This is a genomic window from Rhodoferax sp. P1_F3 (genome assembly GCF_056405715.1).
On sequence record NZ_JBFUBO010000002.1, the window covers coordinates 370073 to 385839 of the forward strand.

Consider the following 15767-nt stretch of genomic DNA (forward strand, 5'->3'; position numbering starts at 1 on the left):
GTTTATTTCCCTCCGAACAGGCGCTTGAGCAGGCCTTGTTTAGGCGCTTCGGTGAAGCGCATGGGTTTGTCGGTACCGAGGAAGCGGTCGATCACGTCCTTGTACGCCTCGGACACATCGCTGCCCTGCATGTGCACGGCAGGCACGCCCTGGTTGGAGGCTTGCAGCACCGATTCGCTCTCGGGAATCACGCCAATGAGCTTGATGCGCAGGATGTCCTGAATATCTTCCAGCGACAGCATCTGACCCTGGTCCACACGGGCTGGGTTGTAGCGCGTGATCAGAAGGTGTTCCTTGATGGGGTCACCCCCGCTCATGGCGCGCTTGGTCTTGCTGGCCAGCATGCCCAGGATGCGGTCCGAATCGCGCACGCTGGAGACTTCGGGGTTGGTTACCACCAAGGCTTCGTCAGCAAAGTGCATGGCCATGAGCGCACCGGTTTCAATGCCAGCGGGGGAGTCGCAGACGATGAATTCAAAGTCCATGGCGCTCAGGTCGTTCAGTACCTTTTCCACACCCTCTTGGGTCAGGGCATCCTTGTCGCGGGTTTGCGATGCGGCCAACACGTAGAGGTTGTCGCACTGCTTGTCTTTGATGAGCGCCTGGTTCAGGTTGGCTTCGCCCTGGATCACGTTGATCAGGTCGTACACGACACGGCGTTCGCAACCCATGATCAGATCCAGGTTGCGCAGGCCCACGTCAAAGTCGATCACGGCCGTCTTGTGGCCGCGCAGGGCCAGACCGGTTGCAAAGCTGGCACTGGTGGTCGTCTTGCCCACACCACCTTTGCCGGAGGTAACCACAATGATTTTTGCCATGCGTGAAATGTCTTTCGAAATTAAAAATCAAACCCGAATCAGGCCTTGAGCGGCTCTACGAGCAGCTTTTCCTGGCCATCGGTACTCAGTCGCACTTGGGCGGCCTTGCCCTGCACATCCTTGGGCAAGGGATTTTCGCTGGTGCGGTAGACACCGGCGATGGAAATCAATTCTGGCTCCAGGCAGAGCGAAAAAATGCGCGCGTTGGTGTTGCCCCGTGCACCGGCCATGGCCTTGCCACGCAGGGGGGCATAGACGTGGATATTGCCATCGGCCACCACCTCGGCACCCTGGTTGACCATAGCCAGCACGACCAGATCGGCATTGCGTGCATAGACTTTTTGGCCGGAACGCAAGGGCTTGTCGATCACCATGGTGGCGGGTCCGGGCACTTCGCGCACGACCTCTTTAACCACTTCCTGCACCACGGTTTTAGCGGGTACCACGGCGTCTGCCGTCTTGCTGCGCACAATTTCTGGTGCCGCTTCCACCAGGCCTACGGCCAGTGCGGCGGCCATCCATTCTGGGCTGGCACCGCGCACCGCCACGGGCACCAGGTTGCAGGTGCGCAGCACCTTGAGCAAGGGCACCATGTCCTGCACCGGGGTATCCACCGGCAGATGCGAAAAATCGATCACCAGCGCGTCGTGGTCAAAAAAGTCTGCGCTGTCACTTTCGCTGCCAAATTGCGCCGTGAGTTCCTTGGCCAAAAGCGTCCAGTCGGTGGTTTTGAGCAACAAGGCCACCAATGGGAGCTGGGCGCTTTTGATTTCAAAACTTGCAGGGCTGTGGCCTGGGGCGGAACCCGCAGAAGAAACTGGCATGGAGGAAATGTGCAATGGACGGTTGGATGAAGCGGGCAAATCTTACTTGATGGATGGTCCCAAACACAGACTTGGCGATGGCTTCTTTGCAGATGTACACATCTTTTTTTATTGCTCCAAAAAAGTGGAACAACGACAGGAAGTTGTGAGCCTTGCTATTTACTTAAGTTACTTATTTAAAGATAGTAGTAGTAGATAAGGGAAGCCCTCTTGTGTGGACAAGCCTCTTTTCTCGAACAGAATCAAAGGCTTAGCCAAGTTCAACCCTTGTGGGTGACTGTGCTTTGGTTTTGCTTCGTGAAAAGGGATAACTTTGGGTTTTGGCACGCGCCTGTGGATAACTACTGGCTTATGCGAAATCTATGCACAGGTTTATTCTTTGACACGGTGGGGGTGGAGACAGGTAGAGTTCGGTCCCATGAAACTTGCTGTCCGTATTTTGGGTGTGTCGCTGATCGCGGTGCTGGTGTTTGTGTTCGCGGGCGTCATTGCCACTTGGGCGCCAGACCGTTCGGTGGCGCAATTGTCGGCCCGGTGGGCGCAAGCACCGTCACAGTTTGTGTCGGTAGCGGGCATGCAGGTGCATTTGCGTGATGAAGGGCCTCGCAATGACCCTAACCCCATCGTGTTGCTGCATGGCACGGCGGCCAGCCTGCACACCTGGGACGGCTGGGCACAGAACCTGACTGCCACACGGCGCGTGATTCGCTTTGATTTGCCAGCCTTTGGTTTGACGGGCCCACATCCGCAGAATGACTATTCGATGATGGCCTATGTGCAGTTTGTGCAGCAGGTGTTGGACAGCCTGGGTTTGCAGCACGTGGTGCTGGGCGGCAATTCCCTGGGTGGGCAGATTGCCTGGGAGCTTGCATTGGCCCAACCCCAGCGCGTGACGCAACTGATTTTGGTGGACGCAGGCGGTTATCCCATGCAATCGCAATCGGTGCCGTTGGGGTTTCGGCTCGCAAGCGCTCCGGTCTTGGGTAGCCTCATGGAGTACATGCTGCCGCGCGGTGTGATTCAAAGCAGCGTGCGCAATGTCTATGGTGACCCTACCAAGGTGACGCCAGAGGTGGTGGACCGCTACTATGAGCTGACGCTGCGGGCAGGCAACCGCGCGGCACTGGTTCAGCGCTTTGGGCAAATGCGCTGGGATCATGTGGAACACATTAAAACGCTGAAGTTGCCCACCTTGATCCTTTGGGGCGTGCAGGACAGGCTGATTCCGTTGGACAATGGCAGGCACTTTGCAGCCGATATTGCGGGTGCACGGCTGGTGGTGTTTGAGCAGCTGGGGCATGTGCCCCAGGAAGAAGATGCCCAAAGCACGGTGCACGCGGTCAAAGAGTTCCTGAAAATTACCTGAAACGGTGTTTATGGCTGATAAAAAAGCATTTGAAATTGCCCGGGAAACGCTGAAGCAACTGACCGCCCGCAAGCTGACGCCTACGCCTGCCAATTACCTGGCCCTCTATAACGAAATTGCCGGCATCCCCCATGTGCCGCATTTCCCCGCAGACATGCTGCGGGACATTTCACTGGGACTGCCCACCAAGACCCCGGGCCAGCAAAAGCAAAAAGGACTGTTGGACTACGCGATTGACCGCCTGAACTGGGAAGGCGTGAAGTCGGCACTGATTGCCTACGGGGGTTTTGTGCCCGTTAATGGAAGTGGAAGCGATGGCGCAGCGGCGCCAGCACTCAATGTCGTTGCGGCTGCAGCTCCTGCCGTGGGCAGCGCTATTTCTGCCGAATTTCTGAGCCAGATGGGGCGCTTGATCGAATACGCGTTGCCTGCGCTTGGTTCGGACGATCCACGTTTCAACGAACAAACGGACAACCTGCTCAAGGCCATGCGCCAGCCCGGCGCCGATGTGACTGCCATCAAGTTCATGCTGGTGAACTACAGCCATCGCCTCTCATTTGCGGCCGAAGACCAGGCTGAGATCCGGGTGACGTTGCTGAAGCTCCTGCATCTGGTGTTTGAAAATGTGGCCGAGCTGAGCCTGGACGAGCAGTGGCTCAAGGGACAGATGGACGCGCTGATGGAAGCCGCCACACCGCCTTTGACATTACGGCGATTAGATGATGTTGAACGTCGTTTAAAAGACGTTATCTTTAAACAAAAAGATGCCAAACAGCGCGCCCTGCAAACACAGGAAGAAATGCGCACCATGGTGGCGACCTTCATTGACCGCCTGTCCCAGATGAGCCGGTCCACGGGTACCTTTCAACAGAAGCTGGAAGAAAGTGCCCGTTTGATCGAACAGGCCAAGACCTTGGCTGACATTGCCCCTGTTTTGAAAGAGGTGGTAGGCACCACGCGCAATATGGCGCGTGAAAGCCAGACCTCACGCGAGGAACTGGAAGCCTTGCGCAGCCGTGCGCTCCATTCAGAAGCCGAGTTGGTCCGGTTGCACCAGGAACTGGACCGTGTCAGCTCGCAGGCACGGCACGACCCACTGACGGGTGCCCTGAACCGCAAGGGCCTGGATGAGGCCTTGAACCGTGAGGTGTCCCATGTGCGCCGCAAGGAATTGCCCCTCAGCGTGGCTTTGCTGGATATCGACAACTTCAAAAAGCTCAACGACACCTTGGGCCATGCCACGGGTGATGCCGCACTGAGCCATTTGGCGGCGGTGGCCCGTGAGTGCATGCGCCCGCAAGATACCTTGGCCCGCTATGGCGGTGAAGAGTTTGTGATCTTGTTGCCCGATACGCCACTGGACAAGGGCATCGAGGCCATGACCCGCTTGCAGCGCGAGCTCACCAAGCGGTTTTTCCTGGCGGGTACTGAAAAACTGTTGATTACGTTCAGCGCTGGTGTGGCGCAACTGGCTGCGGATGAAGAACCGGCCAACGCGATTCGCCGTGCCGACCAGGCCATGTACCTGGCCAAGCGCGCAGGCAAAAACCGGGTGCTGGGCGCCTAAAGCGCGACGGTGTAACCAAGGGGCTGTGATGGGTTATTTGTTACTGGGTTTGCTGGTGTTCTTGGGTGTGCACTCGGTGCGCATGGTGTCTGACAGCTGGCGCACCCAGGCATTGGCCCGCTGGGGCGAGGGCACTTACAAAGGCGTGTATTCCCTGTTGGCCGCCGCAGGCCTGGCGCTCATCGTTTGGGGATTCGGCGTGGCCCGCGAAACCCCGATGGTGCTGTGGACCCCGCCCGCGGGCATGCGGCATCTGGCGGCCCTGCTCACGCTGCTGGCCTTTGTTTTATTGGCGGCAGCCTATGTGCCTTCCAACGCCATCAAGGCACGTTTTCACCACCCCATGGTGCTAGCCGTTAAAGCCTGGGCGCTGGCGCACCTGTTGGCCAATGGCAACCTGGCGCATGTTGTGTTGTTTGGCGCCTTTCTGTTCTGGGCCGTGGTCAACTTCATCGCCTGCCGCCGGCGTGACCGGGCGTTGGGCACTGCGTACCCGGCAGGTACCGCATGGGGCACGGGCGTCACCGTGGTGGTGGGTGTGGCAGCCTGGGCTTTATTTGCCTTTGTGCTGCATGGTCTGCTGATTGGTATTCGCCCCATCGGCTGACCTATTGGGAGGTTCTAGCGGGTCAGCACCCACTGGATGACGAACTTGGCGGCAAAGCCCACCATGCCAAAGGCCAGCCCCAAAAACAGCACAAAGGTGCCGAATTTGCCTGCCTTGGATTCCCACGCCAGCTGCCCAATGATGAACAGCATGTAGAGCATAAAACCGCCCACCCCAAAGGTGAGGCCAAAGCTGGCGATTTGCTCTTCGGTAAAGCCAAACATCAGCGGTGTCCGGGGCGGACGTAGGGAGCGGAATAGCCTTCTCTGGCAGGCAATGCTGAGGCGTCCACCAGCTCGCGGTAGGCATGCCAGCTGGCATGGCCCAGCATGGGTATTACCGGAATCAAGCCCAGCAACAGCGACCCCAGCCCCAACAAGGTGAACCCCATGATGAGGGCTGCCCACAGGGCCATGGGCACAGGGTTGGCCAGGACCGTTCGCCAACTGGTCAACACTGCTTGCATCAACGTGACACGGCGGTCCAGCAGCAGGGGCATGGAGACCACACTGGAGGCAAACAGGGGTGCTGCCAGCACCCCACCCAGTGCCAACCACAGCTCAAACAGCCAGCTGTCGGGCGCCAGCACGACGTGGTGTACAAACTCCAGGGGTGTATTCACTGGCACAGGGGCCAGCAGGGTGATCAGCGCGGCAGAGGTGAGTACCCAGCCAGTGGCAGCGAGGGCCAGCAGTGCGCCAAATTGCACCATGCACCAGTAGTCGTTGCCCCATTTGTTGAAATGGCTGTCCTGCCAGTTCAGCCAGGTCTTGGCCACTACCTGCCAGTCTGCAGTTTCCTTGCGCTCCAGCGCGCGGCTCAGGGCATACAGGCTGGTGGCCAGCACGGGTGCCACCACCAGAAAACCGGAGAGGGCGCCGGCCAGCAGCCAAAAACGGTGGTGTGCCACCGCCACAATGGCGGCTCCGAATGCGGCCAGCACCAAGCCATGGGCAAAACTCACCCAACCCGCACGCAGCATGTCATGCCACGCCAGCCCCAACCACATTAGGGGGCGCATCAGGGTGATGGTGCGGATGGGTGGGGGTGAAAATGGGGTGGTCATGGTGGTGAACCCATGCTATCCAGTCTAGACCCGGAGCAGCCCCTAAATTTTGATGGAGATCAAGGGCCCACCGCATAATAAAAAGCTAACCCTTTGAGGATTGCTTATGCCCCGCCCCGTTCTGGATGAATCCCACATCCACCCCGCCATCCGTGAACGCATTGCCGGGCACCACCAGGACATTGTTCAAGAAGTGCAGGCCGCGGTCGCTGCGCATGCGGTGGTGGTGGTTGGCATGGGGCTGAACCCCATGCCCAAGAAAGCGCGTGCGGCGCTGGACGCGGCCGGTGTGGCCTACACCTACCTGGAATACGGCAACTACCTCAACACATGGCGCCGTCGTACGGCACTGAAACTGTGGACCGGCTGGCCCACATTTCCCATGGTGTTTGTCAAAGGCACGCTGGTAGGTGGTGCCACCGACGTGCAGGCTCTGATTGCCAGCGGCGAACTCAAGACGCTGCTCGCCTGACTGACTTGAGCTTATTTGCGCTCACCACCGCCCCGGTGGCCGCCCATGCGGGCGTGCTCTTCGTCAAACAGTTTTTTCTGCTCGGGGCTTAGCACGGCGTAGAACGTCTTGGTCGCTTCGTCGCGCTTGTCCATTTGGACTTGCATGTCGGCCATGTGCTGGGTGCGCAGGGCGCGGACTTTGTCCAGGCGCTCGGGCGTGCTCAGCTTGTCCAGCTCGGCGCGGTCGGGGCGTTGCTGGGCGCCACGGGCTGGCGGCTTCATGGCGGCGGTGAAAGTGGTCCAGGCGCCTTCTTGTGCAGCTGTGATCTTCAGCTTCGTTTTGAGTTCAGCCACACGTTTGGCGTGCATTTCTTCCATCTTGGCAGGGTCCATGCGCTGGTGGTGTTCCATGCGGGGCTTGCCATCGGCGGCGGCATCGGGGGTCGGCTTTTGCGCCATCACCGAAAAGCCTGCACCAGCCAACAGACTGGCAACGACGAGAGATTTGAAAACAGGTTTCATGGGGTGTTCCTTTGGTCATCTGCCTGCAGCGGGTATCGCATCAGGTTGAAAGCAAGTGTGCGAGGGCTGTGTATCCGCCCCATTGCGCCGCCATGTGGGTTTGTAAAGTTGCGTGAAAATGCAGGGTCTATAGAAATGGGTCAAAAGTGTTCAAAAACATGATGGTGTACCGCCTGGTGTCGGCATGGTCGACAACGCAGGCGCAGTTGGAAGAGGCGCTGGATGGCGCGCGGTTTGTGGAATGTGGCGCCAGCCAAGAGAAATCGGTGGGCTGGACCGAACCCCGGGGCCAGGCCCACGGCCCCTTGGTGGAGATCGTGGGCGGCCAGTGGCTGCTCAAGCTCGTGATCGAGGTCAAGAGCGTGCCCGGCTCGGTGGTCAAGCGCAAGGTGCAGGAACAACTGCAGCAAATCGAGGCCACCACGGGCCGCAAGCCCGGCAAAAAAGAGGCGCGCGAAATCCGCGACGACGCACGCCTGGCCCTGTTGCCCATGGCGTTTACCAAGCAGTCCAGTGTGCAGGTGTGGATAGACCCCAAGGCCGGACGCCTGGTGCTGGACGCTGGCAGCCAGGCCAAGGCCGACGAGGTGATGACGGCGCTGATCAAGGCGGTGGATGGGCTGGCCGTGCAGCTCATCAACACCCAACTGGCGCCCGCCACGGCCATGGCGCATTGGTTGGGCACGCAGGAAGCGCCGACGGACTTCAGCGTGGACCGCGAGTGCGAGCTCAAGGCGGCCGACGAATCCAAGGCCGTAGTGCGCTACACGCGCCACGCGCTGGACACCGAAGAGGTAGCCCAGCACATCGCCCTGGGCAAGATGCCCACGCGCCTGGCCATGACCTGGAACGACCGGGTGTCGTTCGTGCTGACAGAGGCTCTGCAGCTCAAGAAGATTGCTTTTCTGGACACCGTGTTTGAAGAGGCTGCCAAGGCCGCAGGCGACGGCAAGGACGACAACTTTGATGCCGATGTGGCTATTGCCACGGGCGAACTGGTGCAACTGATTCCCGACCTGCTGGAGGCGTTGGGCGGTGAAGTGGCACTGGGTGAAAACTCTGTTACGGGCGCTGTTACACCGGCGTAGCGCTTTCCCGCTAAGCTGGCGTCTTTTTGGGAGGCTTGCCCATGCAACGGAAAACCGCACAGGATTTTGACCAGGAACTGCTGATTCTGTTTGATGCCTATGTGCACGGCATCGTGGACCGCCGGGGGTTTCTGGAACGTGCCCAGAAATTCGCCGTGGGTGGCGTCACTGCTGCTGGCCTGCTGGCTGCGCTGAGCCCCAACTTTGCGGCAGCCGAGGTGGTACCCAAGGACGACCCGCGCGTCAGCGCCCGCACGGTTGAGATTTCGGCATTGGCGGGCTATGGCAGCATCAAAGCGTATCTGGTGCGGCCTGCGCAAACCACGGGCAAGCTGCCCACGATTCTGGTGGTGCATGAAAACCGCGGGCTCAATCCCCATATCGAAGACATTGCCCGCCGCCTGGCGCTGGCGGGTTATCTGGTGCTGGCCCCGGATGCGCTGACGCCGCTAGGCGGCTATCCGGGCGACGAGGACAAGGCGCGTGAGTTGTTTGCCAAGCTGGACCAGACCAAGACACGGGAAGACTTTGTGGCGGCGTCACGCTATTTGCTCACGCATGCCGAGAGCTCGGGCAAGCTCGGTGTGGTGGGGTTTTGCTATGGCGGTGGCATGGCCCACACCTTGGCGGTGCGGCTGCCGGAACTGGCTGCGGCGGTGCCGTTCTATGGCAATCTGCCTGCGCCAGAAGATGCGGCCAAAGTCAAAGCCCCCTTATTGATTCACTTTGCAGCGGTGGATGAACGTATCAATGCGGCCTGGCCCGCCTATGAGGCTGCACTGCAAGCCGCCGGTGCGCGCTATGTGGCCTATCAGTACGCGGGCACCCAACATGGGTTCAACAACGACACGACGCCGCGCTTTGACGCGGCCGCCGCGAAACTGGCATGGGACCGCACCTTGGCCTTCTTCAATCAGACCTTGCGCGGCTGACGCGTCGCGCCGGACTTAGTCGTCGTAGCGGTCATGGCCGTGACCATGGCCATGGTGGCGGTGGTGTTTGTTCCAACCGCGGTGGTAGTGGTGGCCAAAGTCCTGGCGGTAGTCTTCGCGGTAGCTGGCACGTTCGTAGTGCCCACCGGGGGCATAGGCGTAGCCACGTGCCTGAGGCTGGTGTTGCGTCATGCTGCGGCCCACACCGGCACCCGCCGCACCGCCCAGGCCAGCGCCCACGACCGCACCACTGCGGCCGCCCACGGACTGGCCAACTGCGGCACCCGCTGCACCGCCAACTGCGCTGCCGATCACCGCGCCACTGCGGCCGGAACCATGCGTGGTGACTGCGGCGCCTGCAGCACCACCCAACGCGCCACCGACCACTGCACCGCTTTTGCCGCCCACGGATTGGCCCAGCACCGCACCGGCTGCTGCACCGGCACCCCCACCCAGAAGCGGGGTCCAGTCATTCGCATGGGCGCTGTGTACCAAGGCCAGTAGCCCCAGAGCGACTGTGCCTGCACGCAGGGTGCGAACCAGACCGCTGGACAGCCGTGTAGAGTGGGAAGAGGTGTTCGTCATACGCTGAAGGGGCCGGAGCCCGTACCGCCAAAAGTGGCGATTTATGCGCTTTCAACGCCCTGCATGCCGAGGCGATGACGCCGATTACAAGGCTTTACACCTGCTGCAGCTTGTTACGACTGCCCAGCACCATCAGTTCCGGGGCCACGTTGAACCAGGGCACATCAAAGCCGTTTTCACTTTCCCCGCTGGGTGGCAAGGCCAGTGCATGGCGAGTGCCGGCCAGCACACTGTCAATGACAGGAACATCCACAAAGGGCTGGATCAGTGCGGCAAGGCCAGCCAGCCCCGCGCCGCCAAGCACGATGGACTTCGCGTCCCACTGCGCAGCTGCCTCCTGGCAGGCCTTGGTGAGCAGGGCCACGGCGGCCTGCGGGTCGCTGGCCAGTTCCGCGCCGCTGGGTGCCACGGTGTGGATGCCGACCAGTGCAGGGGCTTGGCCTAGCGAATAGGCCAAGCGTTCCAGCATGGGCTTCCAGCGCTCGCCGCCTGTGACCACGGCAAAGCGGCCTTGTGCCGCGGCTTCGGAAAACGCGGCCTCGGCCAGCCCGGTCACGGGGATCGCACTGCCCTGGCGCAGGGCCAACAGGCCGGGATCGCCAAAGCAGCCGATCAGGATGGCATCGGGCGCCCGTGGGCTGTCTTGCAGCGCGGCTGCCCAGCGGTCCAGCAGGGCGTGGCCGGCGATGGCGTAGCTGGCCTCGCAGGCGATGTAGGGGGCGCCAAAGCGCGCGGTTGCGGTCTTGACCTCCACCTGCGGGCCCGCGGCGGCCTGGGCGTGGGTTTGCAGCAGCGCGCTGACGCTGTGCGAGGTGTTGGGGTTGATGACCAGCAGCTGGCGCATGGGGCGCTTAAGGGGCAGGGGGTGGCCCACCAAACAACGATGCCAAGTCCGGTGCCACCTCTTCGGCCGCAGTGAACTGCAGCTGGGTCTCTAGTTGCGCCAGGTGGTCATGCATCAGGCGCGCGGCCTCGCGCGGGTCGCGCAGACGAATGGCGTCCAGCAGCGCGCGGTGTTCCGCACAACCGCAGGCGGTGGCCTCCACACGCGCCTGTGTGTGGTTGTTGCTGTAGGTCATGAGGATGAGCGAGGTGCGCGACACCAGCTCCCGCAGGATGCGGCCCAGCGTCTGGTGGTCTGACGCGTTGGCGATGTGCAAATGGAAATCCCCCGACAGGCGGATGGCGCGGCGCATGTCGCCCGCCACACGGGCAGCCTCTTCGTCGTTGATGCACTGGGTCAGCACCGCAATGTCGTCGGCCGTGGCGCTGGCGATGAAGCACTCGATGAGCGTGGGCTCAATCATGCGGCGCACTTCAAAGACTTCGCGCGCTTCTTTCTCGGTGGGCTGGGCCACGGTGGCGCCGCGGTTGGGTGTCAGGGTGACGATTTGCTCGTTGGCCAGGCGCACCAGCACGGGCCGCACGCGGGTGCGGGAGACGCCAAAGGCGCTGGCCAGTTTCTCCTCGATGAGCTTGGTGCCTGGAGGCAGGCGGTGGTCCAGGATGGTGGCCACCATGCGCTCGTAAATCTCGTTTTCTGTCAGAGCGACAAAATCAGTCATGCAGTCCGCCGGTTGGCTGGCTTCCTGGCCAGCAGTTTGGACAGGCCCACGGCCAGCCCCATCACCAGAAACGATACCACCATGGTCACGGTGCCCAGCGCGTAGATGGAGGGCGTGGTTACCGTGGTGGTAAGGCCTTGCAGCTCCAGCGGCAGCGTGTTCACATCGCCAATGGCCTGTGAGGTGCGGGCAATTTCGTCCCAGCTCAGCGTGAAGCCAAACATGCCAATGCCCACGACGGAGGGCGCAATGAGCGGCAGCACCACGTAGCGAAAGCCTTGCCAGGGCGTGGCACCCAGGTCGCGCGCTGCTTCTTCATAGGCAGGGTTGAAGCGGTTGAAGATGGCAAACATGATGAGCAGGCCAAAGGGCAGCGTCCAGGTCAGGTGCGCGCCCAGGGCCGAGGTGTAGATGCCCAGCGCGGTGCCGTAGTTCTCCAGCACACCATCCATGCCAAAGGCTTCCAGCACTTTCTTGATGCCGCCATCGAGCAGTCGGAACTCCAGGCCAATGCCCAGCGACACGATGATGGACGGCATGATGAGGCTGGCCACCACGGTGAAAAACAGGAGGTGGCCACCGCGCAGCTTCTTGCGAAACGCCAGGCCCGCCAGCACCGAGAACACGATGGTGAAGGCCATGACCGTGAGCCCCAGGCCCAGCGAGCGGTACAGCGCGGCACCAATGTCCACCACACCCAGGCCCTCGGCCAGCTTGTGGAACCAGTGCAGCGATATGCCGCGCATGGGGAAGGTCAGCCCGCCCTCAGGCCCCTGAAAACTCAACACCACAATGACCAGCATGGGCCCGTAGAGGAACAGCACATAGGCCGCAAAGAACAGGGCCAGAAACCAGAAGGCGGCGGTGCGGTCTTTGGTGTGCATTTCAAAGCTCCTTGCGGATGTCGACCATGCGAGTGAGGGCCCAGATGATCATGAGCACCAAGCTCAGCAGCACCACCGCGTTGGCCGCGGCTAGCGGGAATTGCAGGTAGGACGTCTGCACCTGGATGATCTTGCCCACCGAGGCGATCTGTTGCCCGCCCATGACGCCGATGGTGACGAAATCGCCCATGACGATGGTGATGACGAAGATGGAGCCGATGATGATGCCGGTGCGGCACAGCGGCACGATGACGTTCCACAGCGTTTGCCAGGCGGTGGCCCCGCTGTCGCTGGCGGCCTCGATCAGGCTGCGGTCAATGCGCATCATGCTGTTGAAGATGGGCACGATCATGAAGGTGGTGAACAGGTGCACAAAGGCCAGCACCACCGAGAAGTCGGAGAACAGCAGCCACTCCACGGGCTTGCTGACCATGCCCATGGTCATGAGCGCATCGTTGACCAGGCCGTTGCGCCCCAAGAGCGGCACCCAGGCAATCATGCGGATCACATTGGACGTCCAGAAGGGAATCGTGCAGAGCACAAACAGCACCACCTGCACGCCGCTGGATTTCACATGAAACGCCAGGAAGTACGACACCGTAAACCCAATGACCAGCGTGAGCAACCACACCAGCACGCTGAACTTGAAGGTGGACAGGTAGGTCTTGATGGTGACGCACAGGTCACCTGCCTCGTTTCGCGACAGGCAGCCGTCGAAGATGGCCACGTAGTTCTTGAACGTGAAGCCCGGCAGCATCTCGTACTGGTTGTAGTCCCAGAAACTCACCATCAGCACCAGGGCCAATGGAATCAAAAAGAAGAGCGCAAACACCGTGGTGAGCGGCAGGGCCTGCCACCAGGCCGCAAGCGTGCGGCCCGGGGCAGATGCCGCCGGAAGTGAGGGTGCTGAAGGTGCGCTCATGGTGTTTTCACTTCCTATGCAAGGCTATCAAGCAGCCACAAACTCGTTCCACTTTTGAACCATGTAGGTGTTTTCGTCCATCACCGCGTTCCAGCAGGCGATGCCACCCATGCGGGCTTCGTAACTGCCGCCGTCGCGGCTTTCGCCCTTCTTGGCCAGCACATCGCCGTTCGGGCTCTTGATGTCTTGCGTGGCGGGTTTGCCTTCCATCCAGTAGGCCCACTCGTAGGCTTCCATCTTGGCCTTGGCGGTTTCCAGCACGGCGCTGTAGTAGCCCTGGCGGTTCAGGTAGGCACCGGCCCAGCCGTCCAGGAACCAGTTGATGAACTCGTAGGCACCGTCCAGCTTTTTGCCAGACAAAGTGGCAGGCAAGCCGAAGCCGGATGCCCAGGCGCGATAGCCTTCCTTGAGCGGCTGGAAGTTGCAGGCAATGCCCTTGGTGCGCACGGCAGTCACAGCAGGTGACCACATGGACTGGATCACCACTTCACCCGAAGCCATCAGGTTGACGGACTCGTTGAAGTCTTTCCACAGGCTGCGGAACTGGCCTTGCTTCTTGGCGTCGATCAGGGTCTTGATCGTCAGATCAATTTCCTTCTTCGTCATGTTGCCCTTGTCGGGGTACTTGTAGATGCCCATGGCTTCCACCACCATGGCCGCGTCCATGATGCCGATGGAGGGGATGTTCAGAATCGCAGCCTTGCCCTTGAATTCGGGGTTCAGCAACTCGGCCCAAGAGGAGATGGGGCGCTTGATCAGGTCAGGGCGAATGCCCAGCGTGTCGGCGTTGTACACGGTGGGGATCAGGCTCATGTATTGCGTGGGGCTCTTGGCGAAGACCTTGCTTTTTTCGCCTTCGAGGTAGATGACCTTCTTGGGTGCGGTGCCCTGGTCGCCCACGGCCTTGCCGGCCACCATGCCGGTGGTGAACAGGCTGGTGATCTTGTCGGCATTCTTGATACGCTTGGTGTCGATGCCCTTGAGGTTGCCCGTGGGCACGATGTTCTTGAGCGAGAAGTACTCGGAGTCGATCAGGTCGAAGCTGTTGGGCGCAGTCACAGCGCGCTTGGTCACGTCGTCGGTGGTGACGGCCACGTACTGGATCTTGATGCCGGTGTCTTTTTCAAACTTTTCCGCAATCGCCTTGTCCTGGTTCACCGCGGTGCCCAGGTAGCGCAGCACGATGGGGTCGGCCGAATGCACGGCGGGGAACACGCCCGCGGCCAGGATACCGGCGGTGCCTTTGAGCAGGCTGCGGCGTTGCATGGGCGCGGCAGTGGAGAGGGTGTCTTTCAGATCGTCAGCCATGGGAAAACTCCTTAGAGAGGGTCGGGAGGGGGTTAAAAACTTCTTGCGAAGACAGGGAGAACTCAGTACGCCAGTGGGTGTGCAGCGCCGGGTGCCCAGCTCAACTGCACGGTCTCGCCCACGGCGTAGGGCCGTTGGGCAAAGGTGGCTTCGGACACCATTACCGAGATCTCGGCCGTGGTGTGCGCGGTGTGTGCGATGCCGGGGTTTTGCAGGCCCAGCAGCACATAGGTGCCCTGGTACTCCACGTCGGTAATCACGGCGCGCTTGGTGTGTGGGGCATCGGTGTTGGCACTGGTGGCGGGGGTGACCTGCATCTGGTCGGTGCGCACACCAATCTTGCCGCCCGGGGTTTCCAGCACGTTGTGGCCGCCCATGAAGCGCGCAACAAACTCACTGGCGGGCTTGTTGTAGACCTCGTGCGGGCTGCCCACCTGCTCGATCACGCCGTGGTTCATCACCACCATGGTGTCGGCCAGGGCCATGGCCTCTTCCTGCGAGTGGGTCACATGGATGAAGGTCAGGCCCAGCTCTTTTTGCCAGCGGCGCAGCTCGGCACGCATTTGGATGCGCAGGAAGGGGTCGAGCGCAGAGAGCGGTTCGTCCAGCAGCAGCACGCGCGGCTGGGTGATCAGGGCGCGGGCCAGGGCCACACGTTGTTGCTGGCCGCCCGACAGCTCGGCCGGCTTGCGGTCTGCCAGGTGGCCCATGGCCACGCGCTGCAGCAGGTCCTGCGCCTTGGCGTGGCGTTCCAGCTTGTCCACGCCCTTCATCTTCAGGCTGAAGGCCACGTTGTCCAGCGCAGTCAGGTGGGGGAACAGCGCAAAGCTTTGGAACATCATGGCCGTGCCACGTTCGGCGGCGGGCAGGTCGGTGATGTTGCGGTTCTCCAGCAGGATGTCGCCGCCCGTGGCGGACTCGTGCCCCGCAATCATGCGCAGCGTGGTGCTCTTGCCACAGCCCGAGGGCCCCAGCAGGCAGCAGTAGCTGCCGCTGGCAATGCGCAGGTTGATGTTGTCCACGGCAGGCTTGCCCTGGGCGTAGCGTTTGCTCAGTCCTACAACCTCGATGGCCGCGGCCTGCAGTGGGGTGGTGGCGTTCATGCCAAGCCTTACGCAAAGCCTGTGCCAGCTTTGTACACAATGCTTTTGCAGCATTGTGTACAAAATGCACCGGGTTTGTGCGTTGCAACAATATCCGGAGGTGACTTCAGTGCTTGATTTGGTGCAGTGCGGGGCTGCTCTCTGGTGCAAGTCGCTA

General features: G+C 61.1%; 18 protein-coding genes. 6 read left to right on the forward strand and 12 right to left on the reverse strand.

Annotated features, from left to right (window positions below; translation table 11 throughout):
* Positions 1-2: 2 nt before the first annotated feature.
* On the reverse strand, positions 3-818 hold the full coding sequence (gene minD / locus AC1DZ5_RS04405; protein WP_310343918.1) for a septum site-determining protein MinD: 816 nt from the start codon (positions 816-818) through the stop codon (positions 3-5).
* Between the two features lie 38 nt (positions 819-856).
* Positions 857-1642 (reverse strand): septum site-determining protein MinC, encoded by a 786-nt coding sequence (gene minC / locus AC1DZ5_RS04410; RefSeq protein WP_477886442.1) that lies wholly within the window; start codon positions 1640-1642, stop codon positions 857-859.
* A gap of 418 nt (positions 1643-2060) precedes the next feature.
* Here minC and AC1DZ5_RS04415 point away from each other — a divergent pair, with 418 nt between their 5' ends.
* The 3 genes from AC1DZ5_RS04415 to AC1DZ5_RS04425 are packed head-to-tail and all read left to right on the forward strand — an operon-like array spanning position 2061 to position 5182.
* A complete protein-coding gene (locus AC1DZ5_RS04415) occupies positions 2061-3008 on the forward strand; it encodes an alpha/beta fold hydrolase (RefSeq protein WP_477886443.1) in 948 nt (315 codons plus the stop codon).
* A gap of 10 nt (positions 3009-3018) precedes the next feature.
* Positions 3019-4575, forward strand: a complete 1557-nt coding sequence (locus AC1DZ5_RS04420) for a GGDEF domain-containing protein (protein ID WP_477886446.1) — start codon at positions 3019-3021, stop codon at positions 4573-4575.
* A gap of 28 nt (positions 4576-4603) precedes the next feature.
* Complete coding sequence (locus tag AC1DZ5_RS04425) at positions 4604-5182, forward strand: NnrU family protein (RefSeq protein WP_477886448.1); 579 nt, start codon at positions 4604-4606, stop codon at positions 5180-5182.
* A 14-nt stretch (positions 5183-5196) separates the two neighbouring features.
* Here the strand turns inward: AC1DZ5_RS04425 and AC1DZ5_RS04430 are convergent, their stop codons facing one another.
* Together AC1DZ5_RS04430 and AC1DZ5_RS04435 are read right to left on the reverse strand one after the other, a co-directional pair.
* On the reverse strand, positions 5197-5406 hold the full coding sequence (locus tag AC1DZ5_RS04430) for a DUF2788 domain-containing protein (protein ID WP_477886450.1): 210 nt from the start codon (positions 5404-5406) through the stop codon (positions 5197-5199).
* Positions 5406-6248: a DUF2189 domain-containing protein gene (locus tag AC1DZ5_RS04435; RefSeq protein ID WP_477886453.1), complete on the reverse strand. Its 843-nt coding sequence runs from the start codon at positions 6246-6248 to the stop codon at positions 5406-5408. The genes AC1DZ5_RS04430 and AC1DZ5_RS04435 overlap by 1 nt, the downstream gene beginning before the upstream one ends.
* 106 nt (positions 6249-6354) lie before the next feature.
* On the opposite strand from AC1DZ5_RS04435, the gene AC1DZ5_RS04440 reads away from it, so the two are divergent.
* A complete protein-coding gene (locus AC1DZ5_RS04440) occupies positions 6355-6720 on the forward strand; it encodes a glutaredoxin (RefSeq protein WP_477886454.1) in 366 nt (121 codons plus the stop codon).
* Positions 6721-6731: 11 nt separating this feature from the next.
* Here the strand turns inward: AC1DZ5_RS04440 and AC1DZ5_RS04445 are convergent, their stop codons facing one another.
* Positions 6732-7223: a Spy/CpxP family protein refolding chaperone gene (locus tag AC1DZ5_RS04445; protein ID WP_477886455.1), complete on the reverse strand. Its 492-nt coding sequence runs from the start codon at positions 7221-7223 to the stop codon at positions 6732-6734.
* A gap of 146 nt (positions 7224-7369) precedes the next feature.
* Between AC1DZ5_RS04445 and AC1DZ5_RS04450 the strand changes: the two genes are divergently transcribed.
* Both AC1DZ5_RS04450 and AC1DZ5_RS04455 read left to right on the forward strand, forming a co-directional pair.
* The gene (locus AC1DZ5_RS04450; protein ID WP_477886457.1) at positions 7370-8311 is read left to right on the forward strand and encodes a recombination-associated protein RdgC; all 942 of its coding nucleotides are present in this window, start codon (positions 7370-7372) and stop codon (positions 8309-8311) included.
* A gap of 41 nt (positions 8312-8352) precedes the next feature.
* A complete protein-coding gene (locus tag AC1DZ5_RS04455; RefSeq protein WP_477886458.1) occupies positions 8353-9243 on the forward strand; it encodes a dienelactone hydrolase family protein in 891 nt (296 codons plus the stop codon).
* Between the two features lie 15 nt (positions 9244-9258).
* Here AC1DZ5_RS04455 and AC1DZ5_RS04460 read toward each other — a convergent pair whose 3' ends face one another.
* From AC1DZ5_RS04460 to AC1DZ5_RS04490, 7 genes are all read right to left on the reverse strand, one after another.
* The gene (locus tag AC1DZ5_RS04460; RefSeq protein ID WP_477886460.1) at positions 9259-9828 is read right to left on the reverse strand and encodes a glycine zipper domain-containing protein; all 570 of its coding nucleotides are present in this window, start codon (positions 9826-9828) and stop codon (positions 9259-9261) included.
* Between the two features lie 94 nt (positions 9829-9922).
* A complete protein-coding gene (locus tag AC1DZ5_RS04465) occupies positions 9923-10672 on the reverse strand; it encodes an aspartate/glutamate racemase family protein (RefSeq protein WP_477886462.1) in 750 nt (249 codons plus the stop codon).
* Between the two features lie 7 nt (positions 10673-10679).
* A complete protein-coding gene (locus tag AC1DZ5_RS04470; RefSeq protein WP_477886465.1) occupies positions 10680-11393 on the reverse strand; it encodes a GntR family transcriptional regulator in 714 nt (237 codons plus the stop codon).
* Complete coding sequence (locus AC1DZ5_RS04475) at positions 11390-12277, reverse strand: ABC transporter permease (protein ID WP_477886467.1); 888 nt, start codon at positions 12275-12277, stop codon at positions 11390-11392. Before AC1DZ5_RS04475 ends, AC1DZ5_RS04470 begins: the two co-directional genes overlap by 4 nt.
* 1 nt (position 12278) lies before the next feature.
* Positions 12279-13199 (reverse strand): ABC transporter permease, encoded by a 921-nt coding sequence (locus tag AC1DZ5_RS04480; RefSeq protein WP_477886470.1) that lies wholly within the window; start codon positions 13197-13199, stop codon positions 12279-12281.
* 27 nt (positions 13200-13226) lie between these two features.
* Positions 13227-14507 carry an ABC transporter substrate-binding protein gene (locus AC1DZ5_RS04485; RefSeq protein WP_477886472.1) on the reverse strand — a complete coding sequence of 427 codons (1281 nt, stop codon included), beginning with the start codon at positions 14505-14507 and terminating at the stop codon, positions 13227-13229.
* Positions 14508-14569: 62 nt separating this feature from the next.
* Complete coding sequence (locus AC1DZ5_RS04490; RefSeq protein WP_477886475.1) at positions 14570-15610, reverse strand: ABC transporter ATP-binding protein; 1041 nt, start codon at positions 15608-15610, stop codon at positions 14570-14572.
* Between the last annotated feature and the right edge of the window lie 157 nt (positions 15611-15767).

Excerpts from the sequence above, each read along its gene's own strand:
- minD (WP_310343918.1), bottom strand. The coding sequence starts at position 818 with ATGGCAAAAATCATTGTGGTTACCTCCGGCAAAGGTGGTGTGGGCAAG.
- minC (WP_477886442.1), bottom strand. The coding sequence starts at position 1,642 with ATGCCAGTTTCTTCTGCGGGTTCCGCCCCAGGCCACAGCCCTGCAAGT.
- AC1DZ5_RS04415 (WP_477886443.1), top strand. The coding sequence starts at position 2,061 with ATGAAACTTGCTGTCCGTATTTTGGGTGTGTCGCTGATCGCGGTGCTG.
- AC1DZ5_RS04420 (WP_477886446.1), top strand. The coding sequence starts at position 3,019 with ATGGCTGATAAAAAAGCATTTGAAATTGCCCGGGAAACGCTGAAGCAA.
- AC1DZ5_RS04425 (WP_477886448.1), top strand. The coding sequence starts at position 4,604 with ATGGGTTATTTGTTACTGGGTTTGCTGGTGTTCTTGGGTGTGCACTCG.
- AC1DZ5_RS04430 (WP_477886450.1), bottom strand. The coding sequence starts at position 5,406 with ATGTTTGGCTTTACCGAAGAGCAAATCGCCAGCTTTGGCCTCACCTTT.
- AC1DZ5_RS04435 (WP_477886453.1), bottom strand. The coding sequence starts at position 6,248 with ATGACCACCCCATTTTCACCCCCACCCATCCGCACCATCACCCTGATG.
- AC1DZ5_RS04440 (WP_477886454.1), top strand. The coding sequence starts at position 6,355 with ATGCCCCGCCCCGTTCTGGATGAATCCCACATCCACCCCGCCATCCGT.
- AC1DZ5_RS04445 (WP_477886455.1), bottom strand. The coding sequence starts at position 7,223 with ATGAAACCTGTTTTCAAATCTCTCGTCGTTGCCAGTCTGTTGGCTGGT.
- AC1DZ5_RS04455 (WP_477886458.1), top strand. The coding sequence starts at position 8,353 with ATGCAACGGAAAACCGCACAGGATTTTGACCAGGAACTGCTGATTCTG.
- AC1DZ5_RS04460 (WP_477886460.1), bottom strand. The coding sequence starts at position 9,828 with ATGACGAACACCTCTTCCCACTCTACACGGCTGTCCAGCGGTCTGGTT.
- AC1DZ5_RS04465 (WP_477886462.1), bottom strand. The coding sequence starts at position 10,672 with ATGCGCCAGCTGCTGGTCATCAACCCCAACACCTCGCACAGCGTCAGC.
- AC1DZ5_RS04470 (WP_477886465.1), bottom strand. The coding sequence starts at position 11,393 with ATGACTGATTTTGTCGCTCTGACAGAAAACGAGATTTACGAGCGCATG.
- AC1DZ5_RS04475 (WP_477886467.1), bottom strand. The coding sequence starts at position 12,277 with ATGCACACCAAAGACCGCACCGCCGCCTTCTGGTTTCTGGCCCTGTTC.
- AC1DZ5_RS04480 (WP_477886470.1), bottom strand. The coding sequence starts at position 13,199 with ATGAGCGCACCTTCAGCACCCTCACTTCCGGCGGCATCTGCCCCGGGC.
- AC1DZ5_RS04485 (WP_477886472.1), bottom strand. The coding sequence starts at position 14,507 with ATGGCTGACGATCTGAAAGACACCCTCTCCACTGCCGCGCCCATGCAA.
- AC1DZ5_RS04490 (WP_477886475.1), bottom strand. The coding sequence starts at position 15,610 with ATGAACGCCACCACCCCACTGCAGGCCGCGGCCATCGAGGTTGTAGGA.